18 protein-coding genes are annotated in these 21,280 nt (G+C 70.1%); 9 read left to right on the plus strand and 9 right to left on the minus strand.

Annotated elements, in window-relative coordinates:
- Window positions 1–2: 2 nt before the first annotated feature.
- The gene (locus Q8S40_RS15115; RefSeq protein WP_305671057.1) at window positions 3–1,061 is read right to left on the minus strand and encodes a TRAP transporter substrate-binding protein; all 1,059 of its coding nucleotides are present in this window, start codon (window positions 1,059–1,061) and stop codon (window positions 3–5) included.
- Between the two features lie 266 nt (window positions 1,062–1,327).
- Here Q8S40_RS15115 and Q8S40_RS15120 point away from each other — a divergent pair, with 266 nt between their 5' ends.
- Together Q8S40_RS15120 and Q8S40_RS15125 are read left to right on the plus strand one after the other, a co-directional pair.
- A complete protein-coding gene (locus Q8S40_RS15120; RefSeq protein ID WP_305671033.1) occupies window positions 1,328–3,385 on the plus strand; it encodes a hydantoinase/oxoprolinase family protein in 2,058 nt (685 codons plus the stop codon).
- Window positions 3,386–3,390: 5 nt separating this feature from the next.
- Window positions 3,391–5,025, plus strand: coding sequence for a hydantoinase B/oxoprolinase family protein (locus tag Q8S40_RS15125; protein ID WP_305671034.1), 1,635 nt, complete (start codon window positions 3,391–3,393; stop codon window positions 5,023–5,025).
- Between the two features lie 8 nt (window positions 5,026–5,033).
- On the opposite strand, the gene Q8S40_RS15130 is transcribed toward Q8S40_RS15125, so the two are convergent.
- Window positions 5,034–6,413 carry an MmgE/PrpD family protein gene (locus Q8S40_RS15130; protein WP_305671035.1) on the minus strand — a complete coding sequence of 460 codons (1,380 nt, stop codon included), beginning with the start codon at window positions 6,411–6,413 and terminating at the stop codon, window positions 5,034–5,036.
- A gap of 274 nt (window positions 6,414–6,687) precedes the next feature.
- Window positions 6,688–6,915 (minus strand): recombinase family protein, encoded by a 228-nt coding sequence (locus tag Q8S40_RS15135; RefSeq protein WP_305671036.1) that lies wholly within the window; start codon window positions 6,913–6,915, stop codon window positions 6,688–6,690.
- A 397-nt stretch (window positions 6,916–7,312) separates the two neighbouring features.
- On the opposite strand from Q8S40_RS15135, the gene Q8S40_RS15140 reads away from it, so the two are divergent.
- On the plus strand, window positions 7,313–10,135 hold the full coding sequence (locus Q8S40_RS15140; RefSeq protein WP_305671037.1) for a phosphoenolpyruvate carboxylase: 2,823 nt from the start codon (window positions 7,313–7,315) through the stop codon (window positions 10,133–10,135).
- 408 nt (window positions 10,136–10,543) lie between these two features.
- Window positions 10,544–11,788, plus strand: coding sequence for a hypothetical protein (locus Q8S40_RS15145; protein ID WP_305671038.1), 1,245 nt, complete (start codon window positions 10,544–10,546; stop codon window positions 11,786–11,788).
- 13 nt (window positions 11,789–11,801) lie between these two features.
- On the opposite strand, the gene Q8S40_RS15150 is transcribed toward Q8S40_RS15145, so the two are convergent.
- From Q8S40_RS15150 to Q8S40_RS15175, 6 genes are read right to left on the minus strand one after another with little or no spacing between them, the layout of a single operon-like run.
- Complete coding sequence (locus Q8S40_RS15150) at window positions 11,802–12,182, minus strand: rhodanese-like domain-containing protein (RefSeq protein WP_305671039.1); 381 nt, start codon at window positions 12,180–12,182, stop codon at window positions 11,802–11,804.
- 25 nt (window positions 12,183–12,207) lie between these two features.
- Window positions 12,208–12,606 (minus strand): DUF3574 domain-containing protein, encoded by a 399-nt coding sequence (locus Q8S40_RS15155; RefSeq protein ID WP_305671040.1) that lies wholly within the window; start codon window positions 12,604–12,606, stop codon window positions 12,208–12,210.
- Between the two features lie 10 nt (window positions 12,607–12,616).
- Window positions 12,617–13,762: an MFS transporter gene (locus Q8S40_RS15160; protein ID WP_305671041.1), complete on the minus strand. Its 1,146-nt coding sequence runs from the start codon at window positions 13,760–13,762 to the stop codon at window positions 12,617–12,619.
- 5 nt (window positions 13,763–13,767) lie between these two features.
- Window positions 13,768–14,118, minus strand: coding sequence for a multidrug efflux SMR transporter (locus Q8S40_RS15165; protein WP_304812117.1), 351 nt, complete (start codon window positions 14,116–14,118; stop codon window positions 13,768–13,770).
- Window positions 14,115–15,152, minus strand: coding sequence for a glycosyltransferase family 2 protein (locus tag Q8S40_RS15170; protein WP_305671042.1), 1,038 nt, complete (start codon window positions 15,150–15,152; stop codon window positions 14,115–14,117). The genes Q8S40_RS15165 and Q8S40_RS15170 overlap by 4 nt, the downstream gene beginning before the upstream one ends.
- A 13-nt stretch (window positions 15,153–15,165) precedes the next feature.
- Window positions 15,166–15,996 carry a class I SAM-dependent methyltransferase gene (locus Q8S40_RS15175; protein ID WP_305671043.1) on the minus strand — a complete coding sequence of 277 codons (831 nt, stop codon included), beginning with the start codon at window positions 15,994–15,996 and terminating at the stop codon, window positions 15,166–15,168.
- A 65-nt stretch (window positions 15,997–16,061) separates the two neighbouring features.
- Here Q8S40_RS15175 and Q8S40_RS15180 point away from each other — a divergent pair, with 65 nt between their 5' ends.
- From Q8S40_RS15180 to Q8S40_RS15200, 5 genes are read left to right on the plus strand one after another with little or no spacing between them, the layout of a single operon-like run.
- Window positions 16,062–17,666, plus strand: coding sequence for a hypothetical protein (locus Q8S40_RS15180; protein ID WP_305671044.1), 1,605 nt, complete (start codon window positions 16,062–16,064; stop codon window positions 17,664–17,666).
- The gene (locus tag Q8S40_RS15185; protein WP_305671045.1) at window positions 17,666–18,499 is read left to right on the plus strand and encodes a MaoC family dehydratase N-terminal domain-containing protein; all 834 of its coding nucleotides are present in this window, start codon (window positions 17,666–17,668) and stop codon (window positions 18,497–18,499) included. The genes Q8S40_RS15180 and Q8S40_RS15185 overlap by 1 nt, the downstream gene beginning before the upstream one ends.
- The gene (locus Q8S40_RS15190) at window positions 18,492–19,457 is read left to right on the plus strand and encodes a DMT family transporter (protein WP_305671046.1); all 966 of its coding nucleotides are present in this window, start codon (window positions 18,492–18,494) and stop codon (window positions 19,455–19,457) included. The genes Q8S40_RS15185 and Q8S40_RS15190 overlap by 8 nt, the downstream gene beginning before the upstream one ends.
- Window positions 19,457–20,368 carry a DMT family transporter gene (locus Q8S40_RS15195; protein WP_305671047.1) on the plus strand — a complete coding sequence of 304 codons (912 nt, stop codon included), beginning with the start codon at window positions 19,457–19,459 and terminating at the stop codon, window positions 20,366–20,368. The genes Q8S40_RS15190 and Q8S40_RS15195 overlap by 1 nt, the downstream gene beginning before the upstream one ends.
- Window positions 20,365–21,237: an MBL fold metallo-hydrolase gene (locus Q8S40_RS15200; protein WP_305671048.1), complete on the plus strand. Its 873-nt coding sequence runs from the start codon at window positions 20,365–20,367 to the stop codon at window positions 21,235–21,237. The genes Q8S40_RS15195 and Q8S40_RS15200 overlap by 4 nt, the downstream gene beginning before the upstream one ends.
- Window positions 21,238–21,280: the final 43 nt, after the last annotated feature.

Raw genomic sequence — 21,280 nt, forward strand, 5'->3', positions numbered from 1 at the left:
CTTCAGCGGCCGGGCACGGGTGCGGTCAGGCCCAGCGTCCGGCCGACCGTGTCGTTCCATTCCCGCGTGCACTCGGCGCCACAGCGCCGTGCCCAGTTGGCCAGCACCGCACCCTCGACCAGTTGCCGGCGCTGCGTCTCCTCCTCCGGCCGCACGGGGACGATGGTCATGTTGGCGGGCCGCCCCATTGTGCAGGGCTGCCGGCCGGTGTTGCAATTGTCAGCCTGGGCGGTGCCCTGCCGCAGCGTCTCCCACATCCCGTCCTCATAGGTCGCGACCTGTTCGAGGAAGAAGGTCTGCGTGCGCTGGTCGAGGCGGTTCCAGGTGTTGAGGTTCACCGCCAGCACGTTGATGCTCCAGCCGAGCGACATCGGGTAGATGGAGCGCGAAACCTCCGTCCATCCCGCCGTGTTGCCTGACAGGCTGCCCGTGACCGCGCAGTCCACCACGCCGTTGTTGAGCGCGGGCACGACCTCGGCGAAGGCCATGCTGATGGCGGTGGCGTTCACGCCCTGCAGGAAGTCCCGCATCGTGTTATTGAAGACGCGGACGCGCTTGCCGCGAAGATCCGCGAGACCGCCGAGCACGCTGCGGCACCAAAACACCTGCGGCGGATTGCCACCGAAGGCTAGCAGCTTGGCATTCCAGTTACGCTGCATCTGCCGGTCGATGATGGGCCGCCAGGCGTTGCAGGCTTCACGTGCGCGATCGATGTCGAGGGTCACCCCGGCCAGGTCGCAGCCCTCGAAGCGCGCATCGTCGCCAGCCATCTTCGAGATGTCCATGCCCGCGAAGTCCATGATGCCGAGCCGCAGCAGGCGCAGCATGGTGCGGTCGTCGACGCCCATCTGGTCGAGCGGCGTGATATCCACCGTGATGGCGCCATTCGAGGCGCGCGGGATGGTTTCCCGCCAAAAGGGGACCTCGTTCACCGTCGAGGCGACGGTCGGGCTGTTCAGGCCGATCGCCTTGAATTGCAGCCGCGGCAGATCCTGCGCCACCGCGCTGCCCATGACGGCCGGGAGGAGCACCGCGAGCGCGGCGCCGAATAGCTTGCGCATCTTCACCTGAGATTCTCCTTCCCGTGCTTGATTCGTCCTGCCCTGGCAGTGCCGTTCCGCGCGAGGCGTCGGGCCCGCCAAAGATGTTGGCACTGGCGAAGGGCGCCATGCAAGCAGCGAGATCGTTCCGTGCGCGATGCGTCGCATATCTGGCAATTCCGCGCGGCACCCCTGGTCAAGTACCGCACATCGCAGCATGATATTTTTCTCGCCATCTCCTGGCCTTGGAGCACGCGTTGCAAAGCGACATTGAGCCGCCCCGCCCCGTGCGGGTCGCCGTGGACATCGGCGGCACCTTCACCGACCTGCAGGTGTTCGACGCCCGCACCGGCGCCGTGCACGCATGGAAGACGCCGACCACGCCGGACGATCCCTCGCTCGGCCTCACGACGGGATTGCGTGAGGCGGCGGAGCGCTTCGGCTTCGCCCTCGCCGATATCGGCCTGCTGCTGCATGGCACAACCATTGCGACCAATGCGGTGCTGGAGCGCCGCCTGGCGCGCGGCGTGCTGCTGACCACCGCCGGCTTCGAGGACGTGCTGGAGATCAACCGCCATGTGCGACGCGACATCTACGGCCTGGCACCCGATCCCTTCCCCACGCTGATCCCGCGCGACCGGCGTCTCGGCGTGGCGGAACGGATGCGCGCCGACGGCACCGCCGAGCAGCCGCTCGACGAGGCCGCGCTGCCCGCGCTGCTGGCGCGGATCGATACGCTGGAGGCGGAGTGCATTGCCGTCGCGCTGCTCAACAGCCACGCCAATCCCGCGCATGAGCGGCGCCTGGGCGCGCTGCTGGCGGAAGCGCGGCCGCGCCTGCCGGTCTCGCTTTCCTGCGACGTCAGCCCGGAGATCCGCGAATATGAGCGGACCTCGACCACAGTGCTGAACGCGCTTTTGCTGCCGGTCGTGCAGAATTATCTCGACCGGTTGGAGCGGCGGCTCGGTGAGGGCGGATTCCGTCCGCTCATCTTTCTCGTGCAGTCCAATGGCGGCGTTTGCAGCCTGCGCACCGCGGCGGAACAGCCGGCGCGGCTGCTGCTTTCCGGCCCCTCCGGCGGCGCCCTTGCGGCGGGGCGGCTGGCGCAGATGCTGGCGCGGCCGAACCTGGTCGCGGTGGATATGGGCGGCACATCCTTCGATGTTTCCGTGGTGCAGAATGGGCGCGTCTCCGTGGTGACGCAGGGTGAGATCGACCGGCTGCCGGTGCGCCTGCCGATGGTGGATATGCGGACCATTGGCGCTGGTGGTGGTTCCATCGCCGCGGTGGATGCGGGCGGGCGCCTTACCGTCGGGCCTCGCAGTGCAGGGGCCAAGCCTGGCCCCGTCGCCTATGGCCGCGGCGGGACGGAGCCGACGGTGACGGATGCCAATCTCGCCCTCGGGCGGCTCGATCCCGATTTCTTCCTTGGCGGCATGATGAAGCTGGACATGCCCGCCACGCGCGCCGCGATCGAGGCGCGGGTCGGCACGCCGCTCGGCCTGACGGTCGAGCGCGCGGCGGAGGGCGTGCTGACCGTCACCAATGCCAGCCTCGGTGCGGCGATCCGCCTTTCTTTGTTCGAGAAGGGGCTCGACCCGCGCGAATTCGCACTGCTCTCCTTCGGCGGCGCAGGCGGGCTGCACGCGACCGATGTGGCGGCTGAGATCGGCATCTCCGATGTCGTCTTCCCGCGCGATCCCGGGACGCTCTCCGCCTACGGCATCCTGTTCTCCGACCTGGCGCAGGACCTCGCGCGCTCTCGCCTCTGCCGAGCGGAGCCCGCCTCGCTGCCCGCGATCGCGGAGTCGGTGGCCTCGCTCAGCGCCGAGGCCGATGCGCGGCTGGCGCGCGACGGCATTCCGCCTGCGGAACGCCGCATCGAGCTTGCCGCGGACATGCGCTACCAGGGCCAGGCCTTCGAATTGCTGGTGCCCTGGGGCGAGATCGCCGCGCCCGATGCCGCGGCTCTGGAGCGGCTGGTGGAGGCTTTCCACGCCATGCACCGCCAGCGCTTCAGCTACGCCAATCCCGGCGATCCGGTGGAGATCGTGACGCTGCGCGCCCTCGCCACCGGCAGCCTGCCCAAGCCGCGCGTGGCGGAGCCCCAGCCCGCCACACGCCCCGCCCGCAAGGGCACGCGCCGCGTCTTCGAAGGCGGGGAATGGCGCGATCTGCCGGTCTGGGACCGCGACGCACTCGGCCCTGCTGATCGCATCGAGGGGCCCGCTGTGGTGGAGGAGCCTTTCGCGACGCACTGGATCGGCCGCGGATGGATCGCGACCCTCGGCACCGGCGGGGCGTTGATTGCGTCGCACAAAAGCGATGCGGCAGCGGAGGGATGAACGGCATGAGCAGACTCGGACCGGTCGAGATCGAGGTCATCCGCAACGCGCTGACGGCGGCCGCGGCGGAGATGGACGTGACGATCTGGCGCACCAGCCGCAGCACCATCGTGCGCGAGCTGCTTGATTATTCCACCGCAGTCTTCGACGCGGAGGGCAACAACGTCGCGCAATCCGCGCGCATCCCCCAGCACCTGAACTCGATGGGTGCGGCGCTGCGCACGCTGCTCGCCAGCTTTGTGGATGCGGAGCGCTGGGGGGCGGAGGACATCGTCGCCACCAACGACCCCTATTGTGGCGCGCAGCACCTGAACGACGTGCTTGTCTTCAAGCCGGTATTCCATGAAGGCCGGCGCATCGCCTATGTCGGCGCGCTTTGCCACCACATCGACATGGGCGGCATGGCGCCCGGCAGCTACGCCGCGACGGCGACCGAGGTGTTCCAGGAAGGGCTACGAATCCCGCCGCTGAAGCTGATCGAGGGCGGCAAGCTGAACGAGGCGGTCTGGGCGATGATCGGGCAGAATGTGCGCAAGCCCGCGCTGATGCTCGGTGATCTGCAAAGCCAGCTCGCCAGCCTCGAGGTCGGCGCCGCCTCCATCCGCCGCCTCGCGCTGCGGCACGGTGCGGATGTGATGCTGGAGGCCTGCGCCCGCATCCTCGATATGAGCGAGGCGGCGATGCGCGCCGCCATCCGCGCCATGCCAGACGGCGTTTATGAATTCGAGGACTTCCTCGACGAGGACGGCGTCTCCGGCGAGAAGGTTCGGCTGCATGCGCGCGTGACGATTGCGGATGATGAGATCGAGGTTGACCTCACCGGTTGCGCGGACCAGCAGCGCGGTCCGGTGAACTGCACGCCGGCGATGTCCGACTGTGCCGCCTACTACGCCATCATCGCCGCGACCGATGGCGCCGTGCAGGCCAATGCCGGCTGCTACCGCCCGATCCGCATCATCCACCGCGAAGGCAGCGTGACGAGCTGCCGCCCTCCGGCCTCCGTGGCGCATCGCGTCGCGGTGACGCACCGCCTGGCCAATGTGCTGTTCGGCGCGCTGCACCAGCCGCTGCCCGACCGCATCCCCGCCGCGTATTATGGTGGCAGCTACGTCGTCACCTTCCAGACCATCGCCGAGGACGGGCACCGCGAGGTGCTGGTGGAGATCGAGATCGGCGGCACCGGGGCGCACCCCGCAAAGGATGGCGTCAACGCCTGGTCCTTCGGCATGCACAACAACGCCAACATCCCGGTCGAGATGATCGAGAGCCAGATGCCGCTCTCCATCACCCGCTACGGGCTGCTGCCCGGTTCCGGCGGCGCCGGTGAGCACCGCGGCGGCCTCGGCCTGGTGCGCGAATGGCGCGTCGAGAGCCCGTCCTGCGTGTTCACCGCCAATATGGACCGGTTCCGCTTCCCGCCCTACGGCCTGGCCGGCGGCCGCCCCGGAAGCCTCGGGCGGCTGCTGCGCATCCGCGACGGCGAGGCGACGCCGATCCCGCCGAAGAGCGACGGCGTGCAGCTCCGCCGCGGCGATGTCGTGCGGCTGGAGACCTCGGGCGGCGGCGGCTTCGGCGATCCTGCGCGCCGCGATGCCGAGGCCAATACGCGCGACCGCGCGCTCGGCTACATCACGGGCTGAGCGGTCGGTCAGACTGGACCGAGCGCCTTCGCCAGCGCGGCGACATCCGGCGCGCATGCGAGCGCCTCGACGCGCGTCGCGAGCTGGCGAAGGCGCTCCGGCGGCATGGGATGCCGTGCGGCGGCGGCGCAGGCCTCCGCCTTGGCCATCTGCGCCGCTTCCGTCAGCGGGTTGGCAGGGCTGCCGAGCGCGGCCTCGACCACCACACGCGCCGCCAGGCCCTCCTCGCCGATGATCCCGACGGTCTGCGGCACGACCGCGTTGGGGTCACTGGTCCCATCCTCCATCACCCTCACGCGCAGCGCGAGGGCGAGCGTCGCGGGGTCCGACAGCCGTGCGGGGGTGAAATCCTGCAGCCCGACGGTGCCGAAGCGCAGCGTGGTCGCCACGACATAGGGCAGGCAGAGCCGCGCATAGTTCTCGGTCAGCTCCGGCACCAGGGGGCGGCCGACGAGCCGCATCGCGAGCGGCGGCAGGTGCAGCCGAACCTCCCGGATCCGCCCGGGATCCATGCCGCCGCGTGCCATCAGCCGCTGCACCCCATCGATGGCGGGATGGGTCAGGCGGCCGGAGGGGAATGGCTTGTGCGCCAGGTGCGTCACCTGCCAATCGCGGCCGAGCGCGGCGAGGCCCGGTTCAAGATCATGCCCGGCCTCCGTCATTTCGAGGAAGCCGGAGGGGCCGGTGAGCCAGGCGAGCGGGCCGCTCACCCCAGCCTCGGCAAGGTCCGCCGCACGGAAGGCTGCCGCGGCGGCGAAGCCCATTTGCACCGCCAGCGCGATCGAACCTTCGTGATGCGCCTGCATGGTGCCGGGGATCTGGCCGAGCATCAGCCCCGCACCAGCCGCGCCGCGTGCGGCATCGAAGCCGCGCAGCCGCGCGACCGCGCCATAGGCGCCGAACATGCCTGCGGTCGCCGGACGGAAGAAACGCATCGGCCCGCGCGCTGCCGCGCCAATGGTGCAGGCGAGATCGACCCCGAGGACGAGAGCAGCGAGGAATTGGCTGCCGGCAACCGGCCTGCCCAGCGCAGACTGCCGCTCCGCCTCCGCAAGCGCGGCGGCGAGGGTTGGCGTCATCACATGGACGACGGCCGCCTCGTGGATCGCGTCGAACTCCAGCGCATGTGCCTGGAAGGCGTTGACGAAGGCGGCCTGCGCCGCGGGCAGGCGCGCGGTCTCGCCCCAGATCCCGGCCTCCGCGCCCGCACCCCAGCGGCTGGCGGCGGAAAGCAGCCCTGGCTGCGCGGGATGTGCGGAGCCGGCGAGACCCACGGCCAGCGTGTCAAACAGGAAGCGGCGGGCCGCCTGCTTCGCGGAAGCGGGAATCGCGTCTTCTTCTGTCTCCAGCACGTGGCGGAGGAGCTGGGTTTCGGCCGCGATGGTCATTGCGCAATGCTGCCGGCGCGATTGAGGCCGGTCAACGGCCGAGACTTTGGTCGTGGGCCAGTTGACGGCCCTGACTATATTCCGCTCAGGTCATCCTCCTCGACGCATCCCGTCGATGATGACCGAGCGGGCTGCCTCGCGACAAGCGCCGACCCGTTTCCAACGGTGTTTCACGTATTTCGTGCTTTGGCCCAAAATGGCGCGGCAGATCACCCCGAGGTCAGGGGGGCAGCCTCGCTGGTGCGGGTGGCGGCCCGGCGAGGGAGGCGCGGCGCTACTCCCGCCGCGTCTCCAGTCCGGCGGGGCGCTCGGCGTAGATGCGGCAGAGGCGGATCTGGTCGGCGATGGAGTTGGGGTTCTGCCCGTCATCGGAGTAGCGGGCGTAGATGGCGCAGCCGACCGGCGTGCTGGTGGTGGTGGCACCCGAGAGCAGCGACCTCTTGCGTGAGGTTGTTATGTCTGTGTGGTCGGTCAGCGGCCCGCACTTGTAAGTCTCGGTCATCGGCGTCGGCCTGCGTGTCCCCGCATCCCATCCGCCTCGTCCGGCTTGCGGCGCTCCGGGAGGCACTGGCCGGGGAGGGCGCGCCGGAGGCGCTCGAGGCGGCGCGGGCCTTGATCGCGCGGGTGGTCGTCATGCCCCCGGACGGCGAAGGCGGGCCGCCCGCCATCGAGCTGGTGGGGCAGTTCAGCGCAGTTCTAGAACTCGGTGGCGCGGTCCTGCCGGGCGGCATCTTTCCCGAGGCACGCGCCCCTGGCCGACAGCGCTCCCAAAGTTCGGTCAAAGGGGATCACGAGGGCAGAGCCCTCCTTGCAGGCCGCCCGCACAAACCAGCCGCCACCCCGCAAGAACATGCTGGCGTCCGGGGCCTTCGCAGGTGCAGCATCGGGGCATGGACCGGATGCAACAGGCGCTTGTCGCCGAACCCAGCCCCGTTGCCGCGCCGCCCGAGGCGGACCGCATCGGCGAGATCATCGCCGCCCTGCTGCTGCAATTGCGGGAGGCGCGGGAGGCTGCGGCGACGGACCCATTTGGCGATCCTGTCCTGTTGATTGCCTTGGCCATCAGCCGGCGGCTGGATGATGGGCGGTTGGATGCGGCCTCGGTGGGGGAGTTGATTGCGCGGCTGGCTGATACCGCTGCCGCGGACCGCGCCCGGCGGCTGGCGGCTTATGTCGGGTTGGATCGCGGCGCCGGGACGCTGGATGCGCTGGCCGCGCGGCTGGTGCGGCCGGACCCGGAGGACAGCCCGGTGCCTTTCGCCGCCTTCCGGGAGGTGGTGGAGCGTCCGCGCTTCGCCGCGGTGTTCACCGCGCATCCCACCTTTTCGCTGCCGCCCGGCACCGGTGCGGCCGTGGCGGCGGCGGCGTCTGGCGCCGCATTCCCGCCAGGCCTGTCGCACCGCCCTGCCGCACCCACGCTGGTTGAGGAATTCGTCCAGGCGGTGGCCGCCATCCAGCGCGGGCGGGATGCGCTGGATGCGTTGAACGGTGCGCTGCTGCGGGCGGCGCGCGGCATCTGGGGCGATCGCTGGCAGGCGCTGCTGCCGGCGCCGATCCTGCTGAGTTCCTGGGTCGGCTACGATACCGATGGCCGCACCGATATCGGCTGGTGGGACACGATCGGCCTGCGCCTGACCATGAAGCGCCTGCAATTGCAGCGCCTGGCCGCGCAGCTTGCCCCGCTCGGTGACTGCGCGGCAGCGCTTGCCGCCCGCGCTGGCCAGGCCGAAGCCGCCGTCGCCCGGCAGTTGGATGCAGTGCCACAGACCCCGGTGCCGGAGGCAGTGCAGCATTTCGCCGCGGTGCTGATCGGTGAGCGCGAGGCGGCCCTGACCGACCCTGGCCCGCTGGTCGGCCTGTTCCCCGCGGCTTTGGCTGCGGCGCCGGATGAGGCGACGCGTCTGGCGCTCGCCATCGCCCGCGCCGGCCTCGCCGGGCACGGCCTGGCGCTGGCGCATACCCACACCCGTTTGAATGCGAGCCAGATCCACAACGCGCTGCGCCAGCGCCTGGGCCTGACCGCCAGCCCGGACGACATGGCCAGCCGCCGCGGCCTGCTGGCCCAGGTGAATGCGGCGCTGGCGGAGGTCACGCCGCAGCCAGTGGATTTCGGCGCGCTGCTGGCCGAACAGGCCTCCGCCGTGCGGCTGATGATGACGGTGGCGCAGATCGCCAAGCATGTGGATGCGTCCCAGCCCGTGCGCTTCCTGATCGCGGAGACCGAAAGCGGCTACACGCTGCTCGGTGCCTTGTGGCTGGCCAAGCGCCTGGGCATCGAGCGCCATGTCGAGATCTCGCCCCTGTTCGAGACGGCGGAGGCGCTGGAGCGCGGTGAGAAGGTGGTGGAGGAGGCGCTGCGCAGCCCCTTCTTTCGCGACTACCTCCGCACCCATGGCCGGCTGTGCCTGCAATTCGGCTATTCCGATTCCGGCCGCTATGTCGGCCAGCTTCCGGCCAGCTACCTGGCGGAACGCCTGAAGCTGCGCCTGGCCGATCAGCTCCGCCGGCATGGCCTGTCCGAGATCGAGCTGGTGTTGTTCGACACCCATGGCGAGAGCATCGGCCGTGGTGGGCATCCGGACAGCCTGGCGGATCGGCTGGACTACCTCTCCCCGCCCCAGGCGCGGGCGGCGCTGGCCAAGGCGGGGCTGAAGCTGCGGGAGGAAAGCAGCTTCCAGGGCGGCGATGGCTATCTGCTGTTCGGCACCCCCGCTTTGGCCGCCGCCACCATCGCCCGCATCGCCGAGCACGCCTTCGCGCCACCGGCCACCGAGCCGGACCCGATCTATGCGGAAAGCGACTACGGCGCGGATTTCTTCGCCACCATCCGGCGGGAGATGCAGATCCTGGTGGAGGACCCGGGCTATGCCGCGCTGCTCGGCGCCTTCGGACCGGGGCTGCTGGACCGCACCGGCTCGCGGCCCTCGGCGCGGCAATCGGATATGGGCGGGCCGGCGCGCATCACCCACCCTTCCCAGCTGCGCGCCATTCCGAACAACGCCATCCTGCAGCAGATGGGCTGGCTGGCGAATACGCTGCACGGCCTCGGCGCCGCGGTGGCCGCCAACCCGGACAGCTTCGCAGACATGCTGGCGCGCAGCCCGCGCTTCGCCCGCGCCGTGGCCATGGCCGCGCGGGCGGCGGCGTGTTCCGATCTCGGCGTGCTGCGGGCCGGGGTGGATACGCTGGACCCCGGCCCCTGGCTCGACCGCGCCGGCGCCACCAGGCGCCCGGGGCGGCGGGAGGAGCTGATGCATGTGGCCTCCGCGCTCGAACGGCTTGGCCTGTCCGCCGATGTGCGGCGCATGCTGCGGCACCTGCAGGCCGATCATCTGGCGCTGCGTGCCGCCTGGCCGGACTTGCCGCGGATGCCGGACCGGCTGGTGCTGCTGCATGCGCTGCGCCTGGCGCTGATCCATCGCATCTGGCTGCTGGCGGTGCAGATTCCCGAATTCAGCCCGCGCCACGGCGCAACGCGAGAGGCGCTGATCCGCGGCATCCTGCAGCTGGATGTGGATCGCGCCCTGGCGCTGCTGGCGGAGGTCTTTCCCTCCCGCCCCGACCCGGCGAGCAGCCTGGATTTCCACGAACCGGCACCGGGTCGTGGCGGGGCCTCCTACGCCGCGGAACACACCGCGATCTTCACCCCGATGGCCGGGCTGTTCGCCCAGGTGCGGGAATGCTCGGCCGCCATCGCGCATGAGGTGGGCGCCTTCGGCTGAACCGGTGGCCGCGGCTGGCCGGCCAGATCCTCCGAACGGATGAGGTCGCGGGGTGGCCGCGGCCCCCAGGCGGTTCAGCGGGCCGTATCGCTTTGAGGGAGATTGGTGAGCCGCGGACTATGCGCACCAGCAGGACGCACAGCCACGGCCCGGAGAGCTGCGACTGCCAAACCCGAGCACACGAAAAAATGGACGTCGAAAAAAAATTACCAGCATATTTCATGGCGGTATCGCGGTTTCTAGTATTTGATTTTCCTGAAAATTCAATAGTTTGAACGGCATCGCAACAAAATAAGTTTCATTTTTCAGCATCTTACGCGTTTGTCTATCGAGATTGTGAAGGCCTCTGGGTCTCCCGCAGCATCCCTTTAATGGTCATGGTCGCACAATAAATACGTGGTGGGTGTAATGAAGGTCGTGGAGGTTTCAGCAAAGGGGGTTCTGGCAACCACGGTCGGGGCGGAGCCGTGGCCTTCGTCGGAGCGCCACGGGCCGATCGTTGTGGTCGAGCTTTCCAACCGCAGCGGGCGCCACGCCCCGTTTAACGCCGCGTTTCTGCAGACCGTCATGCGGGCGTTCCCGGAGCGTGGGATCGCCTTTTGGGCGGACCCGACGCATCTCGACGCGATCCGGCCGCTGCTGGACGGCGAGGACGGGCTCGCATTTCATGCCCTCACTCTCTGGCCAGACAAGGCGGAGGTCACCCATTCCTCCTTCGCCCGCATCCTTCACGCTATTGCCACCCTTCGCCAGATACATCGTGCCCATGCTGGAAAAACCGCCGCGATGATCGTGTCCTCCAGCACGCCTGCAGGAATGTTCGGCGCGTGGATCATGCAGCGTATGGGCGGCCCGCCCATGCAATTCCCCCTGCATGGCGAAGTGAATGTGCTTCGTGAGGGTTGGCGATCCCGCAATCCGCTAGCCCGCATCATCGACCTGCACGCCGCGTTGCGGTGGTTGCCAGGGCAGCGGTTTCGGATTCTTGTACTTGAACGCCATGTGGCGGAAGCAATGGTCCAACTCGCCCCGTGGTTGGAAGGGAAAGTTGATTTCATCCCACATCCAGCCGGTGCTTCCCTGGAACTGGAGGCGCTGCCGGACGTGCCGGTGCGGATTGGGACGCTAGGGATCGCCAATCGAGGGCGAGGGTTCGACCTGTGGATGCGCACGGTCGCCGCGCTGGCCGATGTTCCGGGCCTCGCATTCCACCATGTCGGCGCCATGCATCGCGAATTCATCGGGCAGCCAATGACGGGGTTTACCGATCCTCCGGACGGCGCGCATCTGAAGCGGGAAGTCTATCTCGCCCGGCTCAAGGCGCTGCACTATGTCTGCGTTCCGGTCCAAGGCAGCTACTACGATCTGGCTGCCAGTGGCACGCTTCTCGATGCCGTGGCGGCAGGCAAGCCGGTGATTGCGCTGCGCCGCCGTAGCATGGAAAGCTTCTTCCAGCAGGCGGGCGACATCGGCTTTCTCTGTGAGGACGAAGCCGAGCTTCGCCAAGTGTTGCACAACCTGGCGAACAGCTTCGACCCGGCGCGCCATGCGCGGCAGGCCGCAAACATGAGACGCCTGCGCGAGTCACGTACACCGCAGGCCCTGGCGGACCCTTATGCCCGCATCCTCAGTCAGGCGATGCTGGCGCGCTAAACTGCTCCGGCGGTCAGCCGATCTCGACCTCGCCGCCACCCTCGACCCAGTCCTTGAAGCCGCCGAGGTTCCGTACGTCGGTGTAGCCCATATCCTTCAGCGTCTTGCCCGCCAGCGCGGCGCGGCCGCCGGAGGCGCAGTAGATGATGATGGTCCTGGCCCGGTCGAAGGCCGCCTCATGCAGCGGGCTTTCCGGATCGGCGCGGAATTCCAGCAGGCCGCGCGAGACCGCCACCGCGCCCTTCGCCTTGCCGGAGGCCTTCACCTCCGCCGCGTCGCGCACATCCAGCAGCACGGTCTGCGGGTTGGCCGCCAGGGTGCGGGCCTCGGCGGCGGAGATGCGCGGCACGGCGGCATGGGCGGCGGCGAGCATCTCATTCACGGTGGTGGGCATGGGTCGGGTTCCTCCGGTGGTGAGGTCAGAACCTCACACAGGCCCCGGCCGTCGTCACCATCACGCTTTCCTGCGCGAAGCGGGCGCGAAACGCGGCGATGACGGGGTCGATCCGCGCCAGCGCCTGCGCCGGCGTCGCGCCGGGCATCGCCACCACCAGCAGCTTGCTGCGTTCCCGCGCCAGCCGCCCGGCCGCGCCGCGCCACTGGCCGGCGGCATCCAGCACGGTCAGGCCATCGGGAAAGGCGGGGGTCACCACCTGGTCCATGAAGCCGGCCCAGGCGGCGTCATCCACCACCTCCGCCCCGCCCGAGTTGCGGCCGAAATAGCCCTCCAGCATCGTCGCGGCCTGGGTGCCGGGCGGGCAGGGCGGCGGCGGGGTGGCGCAGGCGGCCAGCAGCAGAAGCAGGGGCAGGAACCTCATGCCGCAAAGCCTACGATGCGCGTGCGGCGATGCGAAGCAGCAACAGGCTGGCCAGCGCGCCCACCGCCGCCAGCGCCAGCGATGCCTCCGCCCCCAGCGCGAAGATCAGCGGCGCGAACAGCGCCGGCCCCACCGCCATGGCGGCCGTCACGGGCGCCATCACCCGCCCGGCGACGGTGGCGTAGCCATCCGTGCCATGCAGCTCGATCAGGCAGGCCGGGCGCATCACGGACATGACGCCGGAGGCCAGCCCATAGGCCAGCACGAAGACCGGCGCGGCGAGCGCCACGCCAATGGGTGCCACCAGCGGCATCAGCAGCGCGAGGGGCATCAGCAGCAGAGCGACGGAGGCGGTGGCGATCGCGCTGAACCGCCCGCCGCCCACCACATCCAGCAGCCGCGCCGTCACCTGCGCCGGGCCGACCAGGGCGGCCCACCAGATGGCGCTGCCGCGTTCCATCCCCAGCGCCTCCACCAGCAGCACCATATTGGCCAGGATCGCGCTGCCCACCAGCGTCTGCATGGCGAAGGCGGCGGAGAGCCAGCGCAGCCGCGGCGGCAGAAGCCCGCCCGCCAGCCGTGGCGGCCGGGCGCCGCGAGGCGCCGCCGGCACGCAGGCCAGGTGCAGCGGCAACGCCACCAGCAGATGCACCGCCGCCGAGGCCAGCACCGCGCCGCGCCAGCCAAACGCCGCCTCCGCCGCCGCCAGCGCCGGCCAGGTGACGATGGAGGACAGGCCGGAGGCCAGCGCCAGCAGCCCGAGCCGCCGCCGCGCGCGTTCCGCCCCGAGCGCGGCCAGGGCCGCATTGGCTGCCTCCGTCAGCGCCAGCGCCGCGGCCAGGCCCAGCACCAGGCAGGCCCCCAGCGCCTGCACCCAGTTCTGCGAGAATGCCAGCAGCGCCAGACCGGCGGCAAAGACGAGCGACCCGCAGGCCATCACCGGCCGTGCCCCGTGCCGGTCGATCAACCGCCCGACAACCGGCGAGAGAAATCCGGCCAGCCCCAGCAGGATGGCGATGCCGAGAAAGGCCCGCCCCGGCGCCAGGCCGAGGTCGCGCTCCATCGCCGGCCCCAGCACGCCGGGCAGGAAATACGCCGTGCCCCAGCCCAGGATCTGCGTGACGCCGAGCGCCGCGAGGACCAGCCCGGGCCGCATCGCCTTCAGGCTGTGGTGGCCAGCAGCACCACGCCGGCGGAGATCAGCCCGATCGCCGCGATCTTCGCCAGCCCTAGGCTTTCCCCGAACATGCCCCAGCCGATCAGCGCGATGACCACATAGCTCGCCGCCGTGCAGGGCAGGGCGACCGACATCGGGATCTTGCGCAGGGCGATGATGTACAGCAGCGCCGCGCCCCCGTAGCAGCCGAGCCCGACAATGGTCTGCCAGCGGAACAGCTGGTCCACGAAGCCGGCCTCCGCCGCGACGGAGCCGGAGGCGCCCGCCTTCAGCAGGACCTGCCCGATAAGGGAGGTGGTGATGGCGGCGGCCAATGTGATCCAGGCGGAGATCACCGTTCGGCGCCCCCCGCCCGCACCACATCCCGCACCACGCCCTGCGGCTTGCCATTGGCCGAGAGGAAGGCGCGGCCGACATACTCGCCGAGCACGCCCAGGATCAGGAACTGCACGCCGGCCACCAGCAGCGTGACCGTCATCATCGAGGCCCAGCCGGAGGGTGTCTCCCCGCTCAGCCCCTCGAACAGCACGATGGCGGCGGCCACCAGCCCGAACACGCCCATCACCGCGCCGGCCAGGATCGCCAGCCGCAGCGGCAGGACGGAGAAATTGGTGGCGAGGTTCAGCCACAGCAGCACCAGCCGCTTCAGCGTGTAGTTGGACCGGCCCTCGGCACGCGGCAGGTGCTTCACCTCGATGCTGTCGAGGCGCTGCGTCACCTGCATCAGCAGCCCGTCCACATAGGGGTAGGGGCCGCTGTATTTCGCCACTTCCCGCACCGCCATGGCGCTCATGCAGCGGAACGAGGACAGGTACAGCCCCTTCGGCTTGTCCAGCAGCATATCCGCCACGCCATTGGCGAAGCGGCTGCCGAGGTTGCGCCAGCCCTCATGTTCCTTCTTGGCGTAGCGCGTATAGACCACGTCCCAGCCGCCGAGCCGGGCGTGGTCGTACAGGCGGATGACCTCCTCCGGCGGGTTTTGCAGATCGTCATCCATGGTGATGACGAAGGACCCGCGCGCCTGGCGGAGGCCGGACATGACGGCGTTGTGCTCGCCGAAGTTTCGGGCGTGCTCGACATAGACCAGCGGCACGGTGGCCTCGGCGGCCAGGGCGCGGCAGACCTCGCCTGAATTGTCCGGGCTGCCATCATTCACCAGGATGATCTCGAGCCCGCCCGCCGGGCGCAGCGCGGACAGCGCCTGGACCAGCGCGCCCACCGTGCCGGCGCCGCGATAGACCGGGACGACGATGGAAAGCCCCACCGGTGTGGCGCCCGGATGCGGCAACCCCGAGGACAATCCCGCGGGTCCCGCTTCAGAAGCGCCGATTTTCGAAGCACCGGCGAACCGGGCCAGGGTCTCAGTCACGTCGGGTTCTCCGTCAGGGCCGCGTGCCGATGACGAGGACGGAACCGCCGCCGGGCATGGGAATGCCCGCGCCGCCGATCCGCCGCTCGATCTCCGAGACGGCGTGCAGGGTCTTGTCGATCCAGGGGGGGAAGTGGGTCACGTCGCTGGGCGCATCCGCCCTGGCCTGCAGCACCTTCCGCTGCAACGCCATCAGCGGCAGCAGCAGGCCGTTCCAGTAGCGGGCGGAAACCTGGGTGAAACCGGCCTGTTCCAGCATCGTGCGGGCGCTGCCGGCGGTGTAGCGGCGGGCGGTGTGCACACGCGCATCATGCGCGCTGCGCAGCCATTCATAGGCCGGCAGGTTCAGCACCACGGTGCCGCCCGGCCGCAACACGCGGTGCAACTCCGCCATCCCCCGCGCGGGGTCCACCCCGGCATGGCAGATCACGTCGATGGAGACCGCCGCGCCGAAGCTGGCATCGGCGAAGGGCAGCGTATTGGCATCCCCCGCCACCACCGGCCGCCCGGATTTCTGGGCGGCGCGATGCGCTGCCTCGGCCATGTATTCCAGGCCCATCGCCGGCCTGTCGCGCAGCTGCTGCGCCAGGCGCAGCAGGAAGCCGCCCGTGCCGCAGCCGGCATCGAGCACGGGCCCGGCAGCGCCGGGGCGGTTGCGGAGCGCGTCGAGGACCCGGGCATGGGCGGCGCGAAACCACCACATGCCGTCCTCGGCCGCGTCCATCAGTTCGTATTCTGCAGGTTCCACCACGCCCTTGTGACGCCGCACCGGGGCGACCGCAAGGCGCCCGCGCGTCAGCCGTAAGGCGGCCTCCGCCTGGGCTGCGGGGCAGACCTGCCGCATGCGCGCCGCAATGCGGTTGCACCTTGCGCCAAGCCCGCCGAGGATGCGGCAGCCGTGAGCCGCACATGACCCCGAAGCCCCTCGCCAAACCGGCCCACCCGACTGCCGAGGCCGTGCCGGCACCGCGCCTGTTCAGCCCCGCCGAGCCGGCGTACTGGGCCGGGCTGCTGCGTGTCCTGGCCGCGCTGCCAGCGCTCTTCTTCATGGTTGTGGTGCTGACGCCGCCGCTGAACCACGACGTCGCCGCCATCCTGAACTTCGCGGAACGTTGGGTTGGCGGCGAATCGCTGTTTCGCGACCTGATCGACGTGAACCCGCCGCTGATCTTCGTGCTGGCGGCGATTCCGGCGCTGATCGACCGTTTTACGCCGCTCGATATCGTGCAGTCCTGGCTGCTCTGCGTGCTGGCCTGTTGTGGCCTGGCCTGGTGGCTCTGCCTGCGGCTGCGCCAGGGGATCGAGGAAGGCCCGGTCGAGGCCGCGGCGCTGAATGCGCTGATCCCGCTCATCATCGTCATGGTCGCCTATGATGTGGGCCAGCGGGAACACCTGATGGGGCTGTTCGCGCTGCCCTACGCCCTGCTGGCGGCGCGCCGGGCACAAGGCCTGCCGACCCCGGGTGGGCTGGCGCTGACGGTGACCATCGCCGCCGCGGTGGGCTTCGCGCTGAAGCCGCATTTCCTGGCGGTGCCGGCGCTGGTGGAGGCGCTGGTGCTGCTCCATCGTGGCCCGGTGGCCGCGCTGCGGGACCGGCTGCCCTGGATCATGGCCGGGATCTGGCTGCTCTATCTCGCCAGCCTGCCGTTGTTCTTCCCGGACTATCTCGGCTTCGTCGTGCCGCTGGTGATGGACTTCTACCTGGGCAATGGCGGCATCGGTCTGTTCGACGTGCTGTTCACCAACCAGCTCGGCCCGGCGCTGATCGCCCTGCTGGTGACGCTGCCGCTGCTCGCCTGGAAGGGCGCCGGGATGCCGGCGCGGATGCTGGCGGCGGTCGCGGTGGGTGGGCTGCTCTCCGCCTGGGTGCAGCACAAGGGCTGGTCCTATCACGTGGTGCCGATGGCGATGGCGACCGCGCTGATGGCCTGCTGGGTGGTGGCCCGCTGGTTCGACCACGCCTTGCCTTCCGGCCGCGCGGCGGAGGCGGCACCAGCCCTGGCCCTGGCCCTGGTCGCCGCGGTTGCCATCGTGCAGGTTCGCGGCGAGAGCCCCTGGCGGCAGATCTGGTACGCCAGCCTGGCGGAGGGCCAGCTGACTGCCACGCTGAAGCGCGAGGTGGCCGGCGAAAGGCTGCTGGTGCTCTCGCCCGATATCTACCCGGTCTATCCGGCCCTGAACTACGCCCGCGCGCGGTCCACGCTGCGGACCATGAATCTGTGGCTGCTGATCGGCGCCTATCCCGGCTGCCCCGAGGGCGCGCCGCGCTACCGCGAGCCCTGGGAGATGTCCCGCCCCGAATTCCTGGTCTATCGCACTGTCGCGGAAGACTTCGCACGCGCCCCGCCCGGCGCCGTGCTGGTCGCCAAGAATTCCGGCATCCCGCGCTGCGGGGCGGAGGATTTCGACCCGATCGCCTATTTCTCCCGCCATCCCGCCTTCGCCGAGACCTGGCGCCACTACACGCGGGTGGTGCACATGAACACCTACCTTCTTTATCTGCGCGAGGATTGATGTCGCACCAGGATTACGTCGGCCGCACCGAAACGCGCGAGGACCGGCTGGAGCCCCGCCTGCTGCAGGGCATGGCCGCCACGCTGGGCCGCCCGGTGCCGGCCGAGCTGCCGCCGCTGTGGCATTGGATGTTCTTCCAGGACTGGGTGATGCCGGACCAGATCGGCCCGGACGGCCACCCGAAGCGCGGCGGCTTCCTGCCCCCGGTGCACGACCTGCCGCGCCGCATGTGGGCCGGCGGCCGCCTCCGCTTCCATCCCGTCCCGCTGCGGGCGGATGACGAGATCACGCGCACCAGCACCATCCTGAAGGTCACCGAAAAATCCGGCGGATCGGGCCGGCTGGTCTTCGTCACCGTGGGCCATCTGCTGCACGGCCCCGCCGGCCTGGCGCTGGAGGAGGAGCAGGACATCGTCTATCGCGGCGCGGAGGGGGCCGCCGTGAAACCTGCCCCCGCCGCGGAGGCCTGGCCCGATGCGGCCACCGCCACCGTGCTGCCGGACCCGGTGATGCTGTTCCGCTACTCGGCACTTACCGGCAACGGCCACCGCATCCATTACGACCACCCCTATGTGACCGGGGAGGAAGGCTATCCCGGCCTGGTGGTGCATGGCCCCCTGCAGGCGACCCTGATGGCGCAGCACGCGCTGGACCACGCCCCCGGCCAGCGCCTGCACAGCTTCGCCTTCCGCGGCCGCCGCCCGGCCTTCGACAGCCGCCCGCTGACCCTGCTCGGCCGGGTGGCGGGTGAGGAGGTGAAGCTGGAAACCCGGGACGAGACCGGCGCCACCTGCATGCAGGCGGAAGCGGTACTGGCACCGGCTGTTGGGTGATCGAAAACCGGTTGTCGCGCGCATCCTGCCGCGGCTGCCGCTGACCCAGGACACGCTGCGCGGCATCGGCATCATCGTCGCCGGCTACACCGTGATCTCGGCGGCCGATGCCGCTGTGAAATGGGCGCTGCCCGAGGTCGGCGTCGCCGTCGCGATGATCTGGCGCGGCGTCTTCGGCATGCTGGCGATCGCGCTGCTGGTGCGCGGGCGGGGGCTGGTCCCGGTCCGCAAGCCGCTGCTGGCGCTGCGCTCGCTGCTGCATTGTGTGGTGACGGTGGCCTTCTACCTGGCCTGGTTCAACGCCTTCCCGCTCGGTGCCTCCTACGCCGTGAATGCCGCCGCCCCGCTGATCATGACGCTGCTGGCGATTCCCCTGCTGGGGGAGAAGGTGGGCTGGCGCCGCTGGACCAGCACCTGCGTCGGCTTCGCCGGCGTGATGATCATCCTGCAACCGGGCGGCGAGCTGTGGCGGTGGGAGGCGGCGATGCTGCTGGCTGGCGCCGCGACGCTCGGCCTGACGCGGATCTGGACCCGCGTGCTGGCAGCCACCGATACGCCGCAGACCATCGCCTTCTGGCTGCTGGCGGCGCATGTGCCGGTGGGTTTGCTGCTGCTGCCGGTGTTCCCGCCGCTCGGCCCGCTGGTGCCGCGCTGGGACATCTTCCTGTGCCTCGCCTTCCTCGGCATGGCGAATGGCTTCGCGCATCTGCTGTTCTCCCGCGCCTTCGCCATCGCGCCGGTCTCAGCCCTTGCGCCCTATGAATACACAACGCTGATCTGGGGCGGCGTGCTGGGCTTCCTGATCTGGGCCGAGGTGCCGAGCTGGTACACCGTGGCCGGCGCCTTCGTCGTCATTTCCGCCGGCCTGTACAATCTGCACCGGGAACAGGTGCGCCGCCGCGAGGATCGCGCCGCGGTTGGCCGTGCTGACCGCTCCGCCGCAGGGGGGGCGCGCTGATGGCGCTTCGCCACGACCCCAAGCGCGGCGTCATCTACATGCTGGCGGCCTGCGCCCTGTTCGCCGGGATGAGCGTGCTGGTGAAGGAACTGGCGGAGCGGGTCCACTTCCTCGAGCAGATGTTCTTTCGCGGCTTCTTCGCCCTGCCGGTGGTGGTGCTGGTGGTGATGCATCGCATCGGCCTGCGCGGCAATCTGGTGGGCGCGCTGCGGACCAAGCGCTTCCCCGGCCATATGCTCCGCGCGCTGACCGGCACGGCGGCGCAGGCCTGTTCCTTCTTCGCGCTCGGCCTGCTGCCGCTGGCCGAGCACACGGCGCTGACCAACACCACGCCGCTTTTCGTCACGCTGCTGTCGATTCCGCTGCTGGGCGAGAAGGTCGGGATCCATCGCGGCGCCGCGGTGCTGGTGGGGTTCCTCGGCATCATGATCATCGCGCTTGGTCAGGGCGCCTTCACCGGCGATTTCGGCGGCGCGGCGCGCTGGGGCATGGTGGCGGCGCTGGCGCATGGGCTGTTCTCGGCCGGCACCACCATGCTGGTCCGCACCCTGTCCTCCACCGAGAATTCCGGCACCATCGTGCTGTGGCAATCGCTGCTGATGACCTTCTTCACCCTGTTCGCACTGCCCTTCGTCTGGGTCACGCCAGGACCGCTGGACCTGCTGATGCTGATCGCGATCGGCCTGATCGGCGGCGCCGCGCAGGTGCTGCTGACGGAGGCCTGGGCCAGCGCGCAGGTTTCCTTCCTCGCGCCCTATTCCTATTCATCGCTGCTCTGGGCCGTGCTGTTCGGCTGGGTGGCCTTCGGCGATGTGCCGGGCCTCTCGACGCTGGCCGGTGCCGCGGCCATCGTGCTGGCCAGCCTCTACATCATGCACCGAGAGATCATGCGCCGAGGAAAAAAGCCATGAGCATTCCCTTCCTGCGCGACGACCCCCTGCCGCCCGGCACGGTGACACAAGTCGCGCCCGGCGTGCGGCGCATCCTGTGCGACAATCCCGGCCCCTTCACCTGGCGCGGCACCAATACCTGGGTGATCGGCCAGGGCCGCGTGGCGGTGCTGGACCCGGGGCCGGCCGATGCCGCGCATCTCGCCGCCATCATGCGGGCGACGGAAGGCGAGACCATCACCCATATCCTGGTCAGCCACACCCATCGCGACCATTCCCCGGGCGTCACCGCCCTGCAGGCGGCAACCGGCGCGCGCAGCTACGGCTTCGGCCCGCATCTGACCCCGCCCGACCAGGGCGGGGAGGGGGGCGACCACAGCTTCACGCCGGATGTGACGCTGGCCGATGGCGCGGTGCTGGAGGGTGACGAATTCCGTCTGACCGCAATCCACACCCCCGGCCATTGCGCCAACCACCTGTGCTTCGCGCGGGAAGACGGCGTGGTGTTCAGCGCCGACCATGTGATGAGCTGGTCCACCACCGTGGTCAGCCCGCCGGATGGCGACATGGCCGCCTACATGGCCTCGCTGGGGAAGCTGGCCGCGCGCGATGCCCACCTGTACCTGCCCGGCCATGGCCCGCCCTTGCCCAACCCCGCGCCCTTCGTCGCGGCGCTGGCCGCGCATCGGCTGGAGCGGGAGGCGAAGGTGCGGGATGCCCTGCGCGCCGCCCAACGCGCGACGGCGCTGGAACTGGTGCCGGCGGTCTATGGCCCGGTGCTGGAGCCGAAGCTGGTGCCGGCGGCGGCGCGCAGCCTGCTGGCGCATCTGATCAAGCTGGCGGCCGAGGGCCAGGCCGTGCAGGACGGGGAGAGCTTCGAGCCGCGCTGACCCGCTTCTCCCTCCCCCGCTTGCGGGGGAGGGTCGGGGTGGG

This window comes from Falsiroseomonas sp., assembly GCF_030695085.1.
In the GTDB taxonomy this organism is placed as follows: Bacteria; Pseudomonadota; Alphaproteobacteria; order Acetobacterales; family Acetobacteraceae; genus Falsiroseomonas.

Bases quoted from the DNA above. Each gene is read 5' to 3' on its own strand.
- Q8S40_RS15115 (WP_305671057.1), bottom strand. From the start codon at position 1,061: ATGCGCAAGCTATTCGGCGCCGCGCTCGCGGTGCTCCTCCCGGCCGTC.
- Q8S40_RS15125 (WP_305671034.1), top strand. From the start codon at position 3,391: ATGAGCAGACTCGGACCGGTCGAGATCGAGGTCATCCGCAACGCGCTG.
- Q8S40_RS15130 (WP_305671035.1), bottom strand. From the start codon at position 6,413: ATGACCATCGCGGCCGAAACCCAGCTCCTCCGCCACGTGCTGGAGACA.
- Q8S40_RS15135 (WP_305671036.1), bottom strand. From the start codon at position 6,915: ATGACCGAGACTTACAAGTGCGGGCCGCTGACCGACCACACAGACATA.
- Q8S40_RS15140 (WP_305671037.1), top strand. From the start codon at position 7,313: ATGCAACAGGCGCTTGTCGCCGAACCCAGCCCCGTTGCCGCGCCGCCC.
- Q8S40_RS15145 (WP_305671038.1), top strand. From the start codon at position 10,544: ATGAAGGTCGTGGAGGTTTCAGCAAAGGGGGTTCTGGCAACCACGGTC.
- Q8S40_RS15150 (WP_305671039.1), bottom strand. From the start codon at position 12,182: ATGCCCACCACCGTGAATGAGATGCTCGCCGCCGCCCATGCCGCCGTG.
- Q8S40_RS15155 (WP_305671040.1), bottom strand. From the start codon at position 12,606: ATGAGGTTCCTGCCCCTGCTTCTGCTGCTGGCCGCCTGCGCCACCCCG.
- Q8S40_RS15160 (WP_305671041.1), bottom strand. From the start codon at position 13,762: ATGCGGCCCGGGCTGGTCCTCGCGGCGCTCGGCGTCACGCAGATCCTG.
- Q8S40_RS15175 (WP_305671043.1), bottom strand. From the start codon at position 15,996: ATGCGGCAGGTCTGCCCCGCAGCCCAGGCGGAGGCCGCCTTACGGCTG.
- Q8S40_RS15180 (WP_305671044.1), top strand. From the start codon at position 16,062: ATGACCCCGAAGCCCCTCGCCAAACCGGCCCACCCGACTGCCGAGGCC.
- Q8S40_RS15185 (WP_305671045.1), top strand. From the start codon at position 17,666: ATGTCGCACCAGGATTACGTCGGCCGCACCGAAACGCGCGAGGACCGG.
- Q8S40_RS15195 (WP_305671047.1), top strand. From the start codon at position 19,457: ATGGCGCTTCGCCACGACCCCAAGCGCGGCGTCATCTACATGCTGGCG.
- Q8S40_RS15200 (WP_305671048.1), top strand. From the start codon at position 20,365: ATGAGCATTCCCTTCCTGCGCGACGACCCCCTGCCGCCCGGCACGGTG.